Source organism: Streptomyces sp. NBC_01116, assembly GCF_041435495.1.
In the GTDB taxonomy this organism is placed as follows: domain Bacteria; phylum Actinomycetota; class Actinomycetes; order Streptomycetales; family Streptomycetaceae; genus Streptomyces.
Genome location: NZ_CP108644.1, coordinates 3,643,346 through 3,656,463 on the forward strand (window position 1 = coordinate 3,643,346; position 13,118 = coordinate 3,656,463).

General features: G+C 72.0%; 13 protein-coding genes. 3 read left to right on the forward strand and 10 right to left on the reverse strand.

Translation table 11 applies throughout. From position 1 onward, the window contains the following. Positions 1-45: 45 nt before the first annotated feature. The 5 genes from OG245_RS15915 to OG245_RS15935 form a co-directional block, all read right to left on the reverse strand. Complete coding sequence (locus tag OG245_RS15915) at positions 46-1,716, reverse strand: uroporphyrinogen-III synthase (protein WP_371624191.1); 1,671 nt, start codon at positions 1,714-1,716, stop codon at positions 46-48. Further along, entirely contained in the window at positions 1,713-2,699 is a 987-nt protein-coding gene (gene hemC / locus OG245_RS15920; RefSeq protein WP_371624192.1) for a hydroxymethylbilane synthase, read from the reverse strand. Before hemC ends, OG245_RS15915 begins: the two co-directional genes overlap by 4 nt. Continuing rightward, positions 2,696-4,204 (reverse strand): glutamyl-tRNA reductase, encoded by a 1,509-nt coding sequence (locus OG245_RS15925; RefSeq protein ID WP_371624193.1) that lies wholly within the window; start codon positions 4,202-4,204, stop codon positions 2,696-2,698. Before OG245_RS15925 ends, hemC begins: the two co-directional genes overlap by 4 nt. Beyond that, positions 4,201-4,962, reverse strand: coding sequence for a redox-sensing transcriptional repressor Rex (locus OG245_RS15930; RefSeq protein WP_371624194.1), 762 nt, complete (start codon positions 4,960-4,962; stop codon positions 4,201-4,203). Before OG245_RS15930 ends, OG245_RS15925 begins: the two co-directional genes overlap by 4 nt. 257 nt (positions 4,963-5,219) lie before the next feature. Continuing rightward, positions 5,220-5,510: a glutaredoxin family protein gene (locus OG245_RS15935; RefSeq protein ID WP_371624195.1), complete on the reverse strand. Its 291-nt coding sequence runs from the start codon at positions 5,508-5,510 to the stop codon at positions 5,220-5,222. 179 nt (positions 5,511-5,689) lie between these two features. Between OG245_RS15935 and OG245_RS15940 the strand changes: the two genes are divergently transcribed. From OG245_RS15940 to OG245_RS15950, 3 genes are all read left to right on the forward strand, one after another. Then, positions 5,690-6,649 carry an HAD family hydrolase gene (locus tag OG245_RS15940; RefSeq protein ID WP_371624196.1) on the forward strand — a complete coding sequence of 320 codons (960 nt, stop codon included), beginning with the start codon at positions 5,690-5,692 and terminating at the stop codon, positions 6,647-6,649. Between the two features lie 400 nt (positions 6,650-7,049). Continuing rightward, complete coding sequence (locus OG245_RS15945) at positions 7,050-7,826, forward strand: ECF subfamily RNA polymerase sigma factor, BldN family (protein ID WP_003968333.1); 777 nt, start codon at positions 7,050-7,052, stop codon at positions 7,824-7,826. Positions 7,827-8,037: 211 nt separating this feature from the next. Then, positions 8,038-9,252, forward strand: coding sequence for a DUF5667 domain-containing protein (locus tag OG245_RS15950; protein WP_371624197.1), 1,215 nt, complete (start codon positions 8,038-8,040; stop codon positions 9,250-9,252). Between the two features lie 78 nt (positions 9,253-9,330). Here OG245_RS15950 and OG245_RS15955 read toward each other — a convergent pair whose 3' ends face one another. The 5 genes from OG245_RS15955 to OG245_RS15975 all read right to left on the reverse strand — a co-directional run bounded on the left by OG245_RS15955 (position 9,331) and on the right by OG245_RS15975 (position 13,040). After that, a complete protein-coding gene (locus tag OG245_RS15955; RefSeq protein ID WP_371624198.1) occupies positions 9,331-10,410 on the reverse strand; it encodes a lysophospholipid acyltransferase family protein in 1,080 nt (359 codons plus the stop codon). A 15-nt stretch (positions 10,411-10,425) separates the two neighbouring features. Further along, positions 10,426-11,514, reverse strand: a complete 1,089-nt coding sequence (locus tag OG245_RS15960) for an NAD-dependent epimerase/dehydratase family protein (protein WP_371624199.1) — start codon at positions 11,512-11,514, stop codon at positions 10,426-10,428. A 149-nt stretch (positions 11,515-11,663) separates the two neighbouring features. Next, positions 11,664-11,762, reverse strand: coding sequence for a 30S ribosomal protein bS22 (locus OG245_RS15965; protein WP_003948845.1), 99 nt, complete (start codon positions 11,760-11,762; stop codon positions 11,664-11,666). 121 nt (positions 11,763-11,883) lie between these two features. After that, positions 11,884-12,096, reverse strand: coding sequence for a helix-turn-helix domain-containing protein (locus tag OG245_RS15970; protein ID WP_158072177.1), 213 nt, complete (start codon positions 12,094-12,096; stop codon positions 11,884-11,886). A gap of 128 nt (positions 12,097-12,224) precedes the next feature. Next, positions 12,225-13,040 carry a phosphatase gene (locus OG245_RS15975; RefSeq protein ID WP_371624200.1) on the reverse strand — a complete coding sequence of 272 codons (816 nt, stop codon included), beginning with the start codon at positions 13,038-13,040 and terminating at the stop codon, positions 12,225-12,227. Positions 13,041-13,118: the final 78 nt, after the last annotated feature.

Here is a 13,118-nt window from a genome sequence, read left to right on the forward strand (position 1 = left end):
GCCCGGCCGCCGAAGCGACCGGGCCCACACATCCTCGTACTGCCGCTAGGTCGTCGTCCGACGCCTGCGCGCACCCGGGCGCCGCTCGCTCGGCCGGGTCACCGGGTCACCGGCCTCCTTCGCCGCGTCCCGGCGCTGCGCGCCGAAGGCGGCGAGCGCCTCGGCGAGCTTGTGCACCGACGGCTCCGGGGACAGCACGTCGACCCGCAGGCCGTGCTCCTCGGCGGTCTTCGCGGTGGCCGGGCCGATACACGCGATCACCGTCACGTTGTGCGGCTTGCCCGCGATCCCGACCAGGTTGCGCACCGTCGAGGACGAGGTGAACAGGACCGCGTCGAAGCCGCCGCCCTTGATCGCCTCACGGGTGTCGGCCGGCGGCGGCGAGGCGCGGACCGTGCGGTACGCGGTGACGTCGTCGACCTCCCAGCCCAGCTCGATGAGCCCGGCCACCAGGGTCTCGGTGGCGATGTCGGCACGCGGCAGGAACACCCGGTCGATCGGGTCGAAGACCGGGTCGTAGGGCGGCCAGTCCTCCAGCAGCCCGGCGGCGGACTGCTCACCGGACGGCACCAGGTCCGGCTTCACACCGAAGTCGATCAGGGCCGCGGCGGTCTGCTCGCCGACGGCGGCGACCTTGATGCCGGCGAAGGCACGGGCGTCGAGCCCGTACTCCTCGAACTTCTCCCGGACCGCCTTGACGGCGTTCACGCTGGTGAAGGCGATCCACTCGTAGCGCCCGGTGACCAGGCCCTTGACCGCGCGCTCCATCTGCTGGGGCGTACGCGGCGGCTCGACGGCGATCGTCGGGACCTCGTGCGGCACCGCACCGTAGGAACGCAGCTGGTCGGAGAGCGACGCGGCCTGCTCCTTCGTGCGCGGGACGAGCACCTTCCAGCCGAACATCGGCTTGGACTCGAACCACGCGAGCTGGTCGCGCTGGGCGGCGGAGCTGCGCTCTCCGACCACGGCTATGACCGGCCGGTGGCCCTCGGGCGAGGGCAGCACCTTGGCCTGCTTGAGGACCTGGGCGATCGTCCCGAGGGTCGCCGTCCAGGTGCGCTGCCGGGTGGTGGTGCCCGCGATCGTCACGGTGAGCGGGGTGTCGGGCTTGCGGCCCGCGGAGACCAGCTCGCCGGCGGCGGCGGACACCGAGTCCAGCGTGGTGGAGACGACGGCGGTCGCGTCGCTCGCGCCGACCTCGCTCCAGCAGCGGTCGGAGGCGGTACGGGCGTCGACGAAGCGGACGTCCGCGCCCTGCGCGTCGCGCAGCGGCACCCCGGCGTACGCGGAGACGCCGACGGCGTTCGCCACGCCCGGGACGACCTCGAAGGGCACCCCGGCGGCGGCGCAGGCGAGCATTTCCGCCCCCGCGTTCCCGTCCAGGCCCGGGTCGCCCGCGACAGCACGGACCACCCGCCTGCCGCCCTTGGCGGCCTCCATGACAAGATTGGCCGCATCCCTGAGAACGGGTACACCGACGGTTGTTGACGAGGTGTCAACGACGGTCAGCTCAGGGGTGCTCACGCCTGCCCGCGCATGGCTGCGAACGACGTCGAGCACCTCGGGCTCGGCGACAAGGACGTCCGCGCTCGCGAGCGCCTCGACGGCGCGCAGGGTCAGCAGTCCCGGGTCGCCGGGACCGGCGCCGAGGAAGGTGACCTGCCCTTGGGCGGACAGGGCCGGAAAGTCGGATGCGGCGGGGCCGGTGGGGCTCAAAGTGCTCGCTCCCCCATAAGACCGGCCGCACCCTTGGCGAGCATCTCGGCGGCGAGTTCGCGACCGAGGGCCGCCGCGTCGTCGTGCGACGTGGGGACGGGACCGGTGGTGGACAGCTGTACGAGCGAGGAACCGTCGGTGGTACCGACGACTCCGCGCAGGCGCAGTTCGTTGACAACCTGTCCGTCGACCAGGAGGTCGGCCAGCGCACCCACAGGTGCGGAGCAGCCGGCCTCCAGGGCGGCGAGCAGGGCACGCTCGGCGGTCACGGCGACCCGGGTGTACGGGTCGTCGAGCTCGGCGAGCGCGGCGGCGAGGTCGGCGCTGGACGCGGCGCACTCGATCGCCAGTGCTCCCTGGCCGGGGGCGGGCAGGACGGTGTCGACCGGCAGGAACTCGGTCACCTCACCGCTCCGGCCGAGACGGCTGAGCCCGGCGGCGGCGAGAACCACCGCGTCGAGCTCCCCGTCACGCACGAACCCGATCCGCGTGTCGACGTTGCCCCGGATGGGGACGGTCTCGATCCGCAGTCCGTGGGAACGGGCGTACGCGTTGAGCTGCGCCATGCGGCGCGGCGAACCGGTGCCGACGCGGGCGCCGTCGGGCAGCTGCGCGAAGGTCAGCCCGTCCCGGGCGACCATCGCGTCGCGCGGGTCCTCGCGCTGCGGCACCGCCGCCAGCACGAGGTCGTCGGGCTGGCTGGTCGGCAGGTCCTTGAGCGAGTGGACGGCGAAGTCCACCTCGCCCCGCAGCAGCGCCTCGCGCAGGGCCGCGACGAACACGCCGGTGCCGCCGATCTGCGCCAGGTGCTCGCGGGAGGTGTCCCCGTACGTGGTGATCTCGACGAGCTCGACGGCGCGCCCGGTCACCTCGCGAACCGCCTCGGCGACGAGTCCGGACTGGGCCATGGCGAGCTTGCTGCGCCGGGTGCCCAGCCGGAGCGGCGCGGGGTTCCGCGCGCCCGGGGATGAGTTGTCGGTCATGACCGCCCTCTATTCGGGTCGTTCAGGTCTGCCCGGGAGACGGCGGCCACCGTCTGCGGGTCGAGGTCGAAGAGTTCTCGCAGCGCGTCCGCGTACCCGGCGCCGCCGGGCTCGCTGGCGAGCTGCTTGACCCGCACGGTGGGCGCGTGCAGGAGTTTGTCGACGACGCGGCGCACGGTCTGGGTGATCTCGGCGCGCTGCTTCTCGTCCAGGTCGGGGAGGCGGCCGTCCAGCCGGGCGATCTCGCCGGCGACCACGCCGGCGGCCATGGTGCGCAGGGCGACCACGGTCGGGGCGACGTGCGCGGCGCGCTGGGCGGCGCCGAAGGCGGCCACCTCGTCGGAGACGATGGTGCGGACCCGGTCCACATCGGCGGCCATCGGGGCGTCGGCGGACGCCTCGGCGAGCGACTCGATGTCGACGAGGCGCACACCGTCGACGCGGTGGGCGGCGCTGTCGATGTCCCGCGGCATGGCGAGGTCGAGCAGGGCGAGCCGGACCGGGCCGGTCGACTGCGCGGGCACGGTGACCCGGCGCAGCGCGGTCGCCGGGCCGGCCACCGCGGCGGAGGCGGCGGAGCCGTTCTCCACCCAGGCGGCGTGCTGGTCGACGTCGGCCGGGGCCGGGGTGACGGTGACCGTCGGCCGCTCGGGCGCGGCGTGCGGGGTCACGCCCAGCGCGTCGGCGATGGCGTCGGCGGTGAGCACGAGGCCGGTGGAACCGGTGCAGGAGACGACGATGTCGGCACGTGTCAGTTCGTCACCGACCGCGGACATCTCGACGGCCCGGGCGCGCACCGCCGTGTCGTCGCCCTGCTGGAGGATCTCGACCAGGCGGTCCGCGCGGGAGCGGGTCCGGTTGGCGACGACGATGTCGGCGACGCCGGTGCGGGCGAGGGTCGCGGCGGCCAGCGAGGACATCGATCCGGCGCCGATGACCAGGGCGCGCTTGCCCGCGGCCCAGCGCCCGGGGTCGGCCCCGGCGGCGAGCTGCTGGAGCCCGAAGGTGACGAGCGACTGCCCGGCCCGGTCGATGCCGGTCTCGCTGTGGGCGCGCTTGCCGACCCGCAGGGCCTGCTGGAAGAGGTCGTTGAGCAGCCGTCCGGCGGTGTGCAGCTCCTGGCCGCGCGCGAGCGCGTCCTTGATCTGCCCGAGGATCTGCCCCTCGCCGACGACCATCGAGTCGAGACCGCAGGCCACCGAGAAGAGGTGGTGGACGGCCCGGTCCTCGTAGTGCACGTAGAGATACGGAGTCAGCTCTTCGAGACCGACGCCGCTGTGCTGGGCGAGCAGGGTGGACAGCTCGGCGACGCCCGCGTGGAACTTGTCCACGTCGGCGTAGAGCTCGATGCGGTTGCAGGTGGCCAGCACGGCGGCCTCGGTCGCGGGTTCCGCGGCGAGGGTGTCCTGGAGCAGCTTGGCCTGGGTCTCGACAGCGAGGGAGGCCCGTTCCAGTACGGAGACGGGGGCGCTGCGGTGGCTCAGTCCGACGACGAGGAGGCTCATGCCGGCATCACGGCGGGCATGTCCCCGTCAGGTCCCTTCCGGCTCGCGGGCGTGGCGCGCATCGGGGGCGCGTCCGCGTCCTCGGCGGAGGAGTCCTCGCCGGCCTTGCGCTGCTCGTGGAACGCGAGGATCTGGAGCTCGATGGAGAGGTCGACCTTGCGCACGTCGACGCCCTCGGGCACCGACAGCACGGTCGGCGCGAAGTTCAGGATGGAGGTCACACCGGCGGCGACGAGCCGGTCGCAGACCTGCTGGGCCGCGCCGGGCGGGGTGGTGATCACGCCGATGGACACACCGTTGTCGCTGATGATGCGGTCCAGGTCGTCCGTGTGCTGGACGGCGATCCCGGCCACCGGCGTACCGGCCATGGCGGGGTCCGCGTCGATCAGCGCCGCGACCCGGAAGCCGCGCGAGGCGAAGCCGCCGTAGTTGGCGAGGGCCGCGCCGAGGTTACCGATGCCGACGATGGCGACCGGCCAGTCCTGGGTGAGCCCGAGCTCGCGCGAGATCTGGTAGACGAGATACTCGACGTCGTACCCGACACCGCGGGTGCCGTAGGACCCCAGGTAGCTGAAGTCCTTGCGCAGCTTCGCCGAGTTGACCCCGGCGGCCGTGGCCAGCTCCTCGGAGGAGACCGTGGGCACCGATCGCTCGGAGAGCGCGGTCAGGGCGCGCAGATACAACGGAAGTCGGGCGACGGTGGCCTCGGGAATTCCTCGGCTACGGGTCGCCGGTCGGTGAGTTCGGCCAGTTGCCACGGTGCTCCTGCGGGATGAGCGGGGCTGCAGGCGGCCGTATGTCCCAGGACCGCCCCGTCGAATGCAGGCTATGTCTTTGTGAACGCGTGCACAAAGATGGTGTCCGTTTTGTCCGGTCAAAGTGACCGGGGTCACGCACATTCCCCGCACGATCCCGGAACCGGGGACCGGATCGGCCCGTTGCAGCCTCGAAGGGGGCAAAGCAGTACACACTCCTCACAACTAAGCCCCCGAGGCCACTCAAAACGCCCGCAATGTTAACCGGGTTTCGCGTCCGCACCCAGCGCCTTGCGCAGTCTCGCCGGGTCCACGCGCCAGAACGTGTGCTGTTCGTCATCGATCAGCACCACCGGAATCTGCTCCCAGTACTCCTTGTACAGCTCCTCGTCCTCGGTGATGTCCTTCTCCACCCACGACGCACCGGTCTCCTCGCAGACCGCGGCCACCACCGCCCGCGCGTCCTCGCACAGATGGCACCCGGGCTTCCCCATCAGCGTGACCACCCGCTCGGCGGGCTTCTTCCTCTTACGTCGCAGCAGAGCACTCATGCCTTCATTCTGCGCCCGCCACGCTCACTTCCCGAGCCCGCGACGTCCCCTTCCCGCGCCCGCCGGCCGCCACCCCGGGCCGCCCGGAATCGACCGATTCACCATTCCGACCCGCAGCGTTCACGCCCACGCATCGCGGCAGGTCGGGCAGGTCCGGACGGACTGGCTATGCTCACCGCATGGCCGCTCTTGGATGGCTCACACCCCGTAGGCGTTCCGCTACCGCACGGAGCGTCCTGGCAGGCGAGGCCGCCGCCGAGGCCGCGCGCAAGACCTCGGCCGCCGACGACGAGTCCGCCCTCCTGACCAAGGCCCCGGAAGGCGCGGGCGCGGCGCCCCCCGGGGAGCCCGTGTTCCCCGTCGCCGGGGACGACCGCGCCGCCGCCTTCTTCGACCTCGACAACACCGTCATGCAGGGCGCCGCGATCTTCCACTTCGGCCGCGGCCTCTACAAGCGCAAGTTCTTCGAGCGCCGCGAGCTCACCCGGTTCGCCTGGCAGCAGGCGTGGTTCCGACTGGCCGGCGTCGAGGACCCCGAACACATGCAGGACGCCCGCGACAGCGCCCTGTCCATCGTCAAGGGCCACCGCGTCTCCGAGCTGATGTCCATCGGCGAGGAGATCTACGACGAGTACATGGCCGACCGCATCTGGCCCGGCACCCGCGCCCTGGCCCAGGCCCACCTCGACGCCGGGCAGAAGGTCTGGCTGGTCACCGCCGCCCCCGTGGAGACCGCCACCATCATCGCCCGCCGCCTCGGCCTGACCGGCGCGCTGGGCACCGTCGCCGAATCGGTCGACGGCGTCTACACCGGCCGCCTGGTCGGCGAACCCCTGCACGGCCCCGCCAAGGCCGAGGCCGTCCGCGCGCTGGCCGCCGCCGAGGGCCTGGACCTGGAGCGCTGCGCCGCCTACAGCGACTCGCACAACGACATCCCGATGCTCTCGCTGGTCGGCCACCCCTACGCGATCAACCCGGACACCAAGCTCCGCAAGTACGCCCGCGCCCGCGACTGGCGGCTGCGCGACTACCGCACCGGCCGCAAGGCCGCCAAGGTCGGCATCCCGGCCGCCGCCGGGGTCGGCGCGCTCGCGGGCGGCACCGCCGCCGCCGTCGCCCTGCACCGCCGCCGCCGCTGACCCGCGCCCGCACCCCTCCGCACCCTCCGCGCCCCGTGCCCGCCCACCGCGAACGGTCACGGGGCGCAGCCACGCCCGGAGCCGGACGCCCTATCGCGAGCCCTTCCGCCCAGCCGGGCGACGCCCCCTCCGGCCTGCCGGATCGTCGGCGCCCGGCCACAACCCGTCGCCCCCGCAGACAGATCACGAAGTAATCCGATCAATAAACGGTCACCATGTGCTACTTGATGCGTCACTTAGCGATAACAGAAAAGACGGAACCGGTGATTTAGACAACTGGGTGTAGTGCTGCCTGCACGAAGCGTTATTCTCCTCAGACGCATCACGGAGACCGCCACTCGCTACCACGGGTGACGTTTTTCGAACTGCTCGTGATGGAAGCTCTGCCTCTGGGAGTCCCGTGTACCCACACGTCGGGGTTGACGCCTCGGGCCTGGCTACGCTGCGTGCATCGGTCATTGACCGCTTGCGCGGCTTCGTCCCCACCGCGTACGCCGTCCCCGCATTTGCCACCCCTGCACCTGCCGGCCCTTGCTACGCCCTGGCCGAACGCAGTGCGGCGGTCGGAAGACGCGGCACCCGCGCCGCCTCGACCACGTCGACCGTCCGCCGTCCCACCGCCGACAGCGACAGCGCGCGCATGATGGATCTCGTCGAGCGCGCACAGGCCGGTGAGGCGGATGCCTTCGGCCGCCTGTACGACCAGTACAGCGACACCGTGTACCGGTACATCTACTACCGCGTGGGCGGCAAGGCGACCGCGGAGGACCTCACCAGCGAGACCTTCCTCCGCGCGCTGCGCCGTATCTCCACGTTCACCTGGCAGGGCCGGGACTTCGGCGCCTGGCTGGTCACGATCGCCCGCAACCTGGTCGCCGACCACTTCAAGTCCAGTCGCTTCCGCCTGGAAGTGACCACCGGCGAAATGCTCGACGCCAACGAGGTGGCGCGCAGCCCCGAGGACTCCGTCCTGGAGTCCCTCTCCAACGCCGCACTGCTCCAGGCCGTGCGGCGACTCAACCCCCAGCAGCAGGAGTGCGTGACCCTGCGGTTCCTCCAAGGCCTCTCGGTCGCGGAGACCGCCCGGGTGATGGGCAAGAACGAGGGCGCGATCAAGACCCTCCAGTACCGAGCCGTACGGACGCTCGCCCGACTCCTGCCGGACGACGCCCGCTGATCCGACCTCTGCGTGACCGTCCCGTCACGCACTGGTCCGATCATCTTTCGCGCGTAACCCAAGTGCCGAACGCCTCGTTGTGCCGGTTGCAGGCCCCCTGCCGTCACCCCCTGTCCGTAGCCACTCACTCCATCGAGTGGAAGCGCTCAAGGTGTGCAACCTTCCGGACCGTCAGGGGAGTCGACCGTCATGACGAGAGGAGGTGCCGCCAGTGATCGCAAACGTTTCGGCACACCGGCGGGCGAACGCCTTCGCCCAGGCCCTGGAAGAGCAGACCCCCCAGGGTGCGGCGGCCGTACAGCCCGCGGAGCCGGCCGACCAGGCCGACCGCGGACCGCTGTTGGCCCTGGCGAACGGCCTCGGTGAGCTACCGAAGCCGCAGTTGGACCCCGAGGTCAAAATGGTGCAGCGAGCCCAGCTCGTCGCGGCCATGGAGACCATGTTCGCCGAGGGCGGCGCGTCCACGGGCCCTACGGTGCCCGTACAACGGGGCAAGGGGGCCCACCGGGCCTCACCACTGCGGAAACTGCGACCCCGCTCACGCTGGGCGAAGGGCCTCACCGCCGGCGGGCTCACCGTCGGCGTGGCCGCGGGAGCCTTCGGCGGCGTGGCGGCCGCCAGCTCCGACGCCCTCCCCGGTGATTCGCTCTACGGACTGAAGCGCGGGATGGAGGACATCAGCCTCGGCATGGCCAAGGGCGACGCCGACCGCGGCGAGGTCTATCTCGACCAGGCCTCCACCCGGCTCAGCGAGGCCCGCAGACTCATGGAGCGCGGCCGTTCCGGCGCACTCGACCACGAATCCCTCGGCGCCGTCAGACGCGCGCTCAACGGCATGTCCCACGACGCCTCCGAGGGCCACCGACTGCTCCACTCCGCCTACCAGCGCGACGGAGCGATCGGCCCCATCCAGACCCTGGACACCTTCTCCCGCTCGCACCGCGACGCCTGGAGCAGCCTCCGCGACCGGCTGCCCGTCCAGCTCACCGACGTCCGCGACGAGGTCAGCTCCGTCTTCGACGCCATAGAGGACGAAGTCGCCCCGCTCCAGTCCCTCCTCCCCCGCCCCCCGGGCGAGGAGAAGGGCTCCGGACGAGCCGACACCCCCACCGCCCCGGGCGCCGGCTCGTCCCGAACCGATGCCCCCGCGCCTCCGGCCTCCCCCGAGAAGCCCGGAGGCCGCACCGACGACGGCGCCACCCCCGAGCCCTCCGGCTCGTCGGGCTCCGCCGACGCCACCCCGGAGGACGGTCTGCTGGGCGGCGGCACGGACGGCCTGCTGGACGACCTCCCGACGGACGGCCTCGCCCCGCCCTCCCCGGAGGACCGGCCCAACGCACCCGCCGCCCCGGACGTCACCCTGCCCCCGCTCCTCCCGGGGCTCCTCCCCGGCCTCGGCATCGACGGCGAGAACCTCAAGCCGTAGACGAGCGGCCACGTCAAAGGAAGGGGGCCGGTACGCGATCCGCGTACCGGCCCCCTTCCTTCGTCGCAGCCGGGCAGGTCAGAAGAACACCGACCGCCGCTGCACCAGCAGCTTGTACAGCGTGTGCTGGATCTGCTCACGCACCTGGTCCGTCAGGTTGAACATCAGCATCGGGTCCTCCGCCGCCTCCGGCGGATACCCGTCCGTCGGGATCGGCTCACCGAACTGGATCGTCCACTTCGTCGGCAGCGGCAGCGCGCCCAGCGGCCCCAGCCACGGGAACGTCGGTGTGATCGGGAAGTACGGGAAGCCCAGCAGCCGGGCCAGCGTCTTCGCGTTCCCGATCATCGGGTAGATCTCCTCCGCGCCCACGATCGAACACGGCACGATCGGCGCACCCGCCCGCAACGCCGTCGACACGAACCCGCCCCGGCCGAAGCGCTGAAGCTTGTAGCGCTCGCCGAACGGCTTGCCGATGCCCTTGAACCCCTCGGGCATCACCCCGACGATCTCGCCCATCTCCAGCAGCCGCTGCGCGTCCTCCGCACACGCCAGCGTGTGCCCCGCCTTGCGCGCCAGCTCGTTGACGACCGGCAGATGGAAGACCAGATCGGCCGCGAGCAGCCGCAGATGACGGTCCGCCGGATGGTTGTCGTGCACCGCGACCTGAAGCATCAGACCGTCCAGCGGCAGCGTCCCGGAGTGGTTGGCCACGATGAGCGCCCCGCCGTCCGACGGGATGTTCTCGATGCCCTTCACCTCGACCCGGAAGTACGTGTCGGCCAGCGGACGCAGCACCGACATCAGGACCTGGTCGGTGAGCTCCTCGTCGTAACCGAACTCGTCGACGTCGTAGTCACCGGTGACCCGTCGCCGCAGGAACGCGAGCCCGCCCGCGATCCGCCGCTCCCAGCCGCCGGAGGAACCGCCCGCGTCCACCGCGCCCCGACGGGCCTCCCGGCCCCCCTCCCCCGCCTCGGGGGACAGCCCGGAGGGCTCGGGGACCTGCGCCCCCGGCAGCGCGCTCACCGGAGCCGCGGAGCCGTCGCCCCGACCGCCGCCGGGGCCGCCCGCCCCGGTCCGGCGCCGCGCCGGACGCGACGCGCCACCGGACCGCGAACGGTCGTCGTCGAACGGAATGACCTTGGCGTCCGCCATCGTCGGTGCGCTCCTCTACCTGGCGCCGTGATTCGTCTGTACCGCACCGGACCCGCGCTCCCGCGGCCCGGCGCCTCCCGGCAGCGGCAACGCCGCCAGCCGGTCCACCGCCCTGCCCACCGTCTCCGGCGGCAGCAGCCCCGGCCCCCGGCTCCGCGCGAACTCCGCGAACGTCTCCGCCGTGGTGAACTTCGGCCGGAAACCGAGGGTCTCGCGCATCTGCACCGTCGAGACCACCCTGCCATGGGTCAGCAGCCGGATCTGTTCCGGCGAGAAGTCGGTCATGCCGATCGTACGGAGCGCCGAGCCGACCCAGGTGACGGCGGGCAGCAGCACCGGCACGGTCGGCTTCCCCAGCCGCCGCGAGCACTGCGACAGCAGCAGCACCCCGTCGCCGGCGATGTTGAACGTGCCGCTGTTCAGCGTCCCGCGCCGCGGCTCGCCCGCCGCGATCCCCAGGACGTCGATCACATCGTCCTCGTGCACGAACTGGAGCCGGGGGTCGTAGCCGAAGACGGTCGGCAGGACGGGCAGCGACAGATAGTCCGCGAGCGGCGAGTCCGGGCGGGGCCCCAGGATGTTGGCGAACCGCAGCACGCACACCGCCACGTCCGGCCGCCGGCGGGCGAAGCCGCGTACGTACCCCTCGACCTCCACCGCGTCCTTCGCGAAGCCGCCGCTGGGCAGCGACTTGGGCGGAGTGGTCTCGGTGAACACGGCGGGATCGCGGGGCGCCGACCCGTACACGCTCGTACTGGACTTCACCACGAGCCGGCGCACCGTCGGGGACTTCTGGCAGGCGCCGAGCAGCTGCATGGTGCCGATGACGTTCGTCTCCTTGATCGCCGTCCGGCCGCCGGCGCCGAGCGCCTTGCCGGAGACGTCCAGGTGCACGACCGTGTCGACGGCGTGCTCGGCCAGGATCCGCGCCAGGGCGGACTGCCGGATGTCCGCGCGCACGAACCGCGCGTCGCCCAGCTCGTGCGCGGGCGCGACCGCGTCGACGGCGATCACCCGGTCCACGCCGGGCTCGCGCTGGACGCGCCGGACGAAGCGGCCCCCCAGCTGCCGGGCCGCTCCTGTGACGAGCACGACCTTTCCCAAGACCCGGCTCCCCTGCTTCCCGCGGTAACTTCCCTGGCCGTCACCGTAGCGGGTGGACGCCGCCCTGTGACGACCCCGTGCCCCGAAACGCACCGCGGCCCCTCCACCGGAACGGTGGAGGGGCCGCGGATCTCACGAACCGCGTTCGCTTACTTCTTGTTGCGACGCTGAACGCGCGTGCGCTTGAGCAGCTTGCGGTGCTTCTTCTTGGCCATCCGCTTGCGCCGCTTCTTGATAACAGAGCCCACGACTACCCTCGCTCACTTCATTTTCACTGGTGCGGGGCGTCTGGGCCCACACGACCTACGTCGGCCTAGCCTACCCGCCACTGTCCGAGGGACGTAATCCGCAGGCAACCGCGGGCTGAGCTCAGGCTGATTCCACCCCCACGAAGGAGTCACGGAGATACGCGTGAACCGCTTGCTCCGGTACCCGGAAGGACCTTCCCACCCGGATCGCCGGCAGATGACCGCTGTGCACCAAGCGGTACACGGTCATCTTCGACACTCGCATGACCGAGGCGACTTCCGCCACGGTCAGAAACTTGACCTCGTTGAGAGGCCTCTCGCTGCCAGCAGCCATGACCCACCTGTACCTTCCGCACCGGACGCGCACCGGCTTCCCCTCCGGTGACTCTTCGTCGCTGTGCGCTCACTCCACAGATTAGGGGCGCGTGGTGCGAGTGGGGAAGAGGAGGGGCGGCCGGCGGCCTACGGTGACAGACGGGCCCGATTGAGCACATAGCGCGTCAACGGCCGGTAAAACGGCGCCCGTACGCCGTCGTCGAGCGGAACGACGACGGACACCCGCCCCTCGGCCTCGCCCACGAACAGCGCCGGATCATCCGTGTCCGCCGGCCCGATCGCCTCGATCCCCAGCTGACCTGCGCCGCAGACCCAGCCGTGATCCCCGATCACCAACTCCGGCAGCACCCCGAGCCGCTCCGCCGCGTCCTGGAGCGCGAGCCGCACCGGAAGCGGCGAATGCGTGTGCGCGCCGGTCTCGCCCCCCGTGGGCCGCCCTCCCGGTTCGCGCACCAGGGCGACCCCCCGTACGTAGTCGAGACGGTACGTACGTACGCCAAACCGGGTCGTTATGTCGACACATCTCCCCTGCGCGGGGGTGAGAACAGGACAGCCCGCCGCCGACAGAGCGTCTGCCAGCCCGGCGTAGAAACCGAGCAACCGGTCCGGATGGCCGGTCCCCAGCAGCACCGGAGCCCGACGCTCCGCCACCAGCGCCAACCGCTCGGCGAACGCGTCCAGCGCGGCCACCGTCCGCTCCGGATCGATCGCGTCCGGCCCGGAGACGTGCAGGGGATCGGCCGACACCCCGCACCGGTCCGCCATCAGCCGCAACAGCTCGCCCTCGCCCCAGGCCCGCTCGGGCGCGAGCCCCAGCATCACCCGCGGATCCCGCGCGGCGAACAGCCGGTAGCTCCGCAGACTGGTCTCGCGCGACGTGGCCACGGGCCCGGCCAGCCGGGCCGCCAGCAGATGGGCGCGCAGCGCCCCGGTGCTCAACACCCCAGGGATGCTGCCGTACCGCGGAGCCCGGCGGGCGGGAATCCCGTTACGCCCCACCGTTGGCGTAACGCACGGCAC

What these genes read in the sequence shown, in the direction of transcription:
- OG245_RS15935 (WP_371624195.1), bottom strand. Translation starts at nt 5,510, where the DNA reads ATGAGTGCTCTGCTGCGACGTAAGAGGAAGAAGCCCGCCGAGCGGGTG.
- OG245_RS15925 (WP_371624193.1), bottom strand. Translation starts at nt 4,204, where the DNA reads ATGAGCCTCCTCGTCGTCGGACTGAGCCACCGCAGCGCCCCCGTCTCC.
- OG245_RS15970 (WP_158072177.1), bottom strand. Translation starts at nt 12,096, where the DNA reads ATGGCTGCTGGCAGCGAGAGGCCTCTCAACGAGGTCAAGTTTCTGACC.
- OG245_RS15940 (WP_371624196.1), top strand. Translation starts at nt 5,690, where the DNA reads ATGGCCGCTCTTGGATGGCTCACACCCCGTAGGCGTTCCGCTACCGCA.
- OG245_RS15955 (WP_371624198.1), bottom strand. Translation starts at nt 10,410, where the DNA reads ATGGCGGACGCCAAGGTCATTCCGTTCGACGACGACCGTTCGCGGTCC.
- hemC (WP_371624192.1), bottom strand. Translation starts at nt 2,699, where the DNA reads ATGACCGACAACTCATCCCCGGGCGCGCGGAACCCCGCGCCGCTCCGG.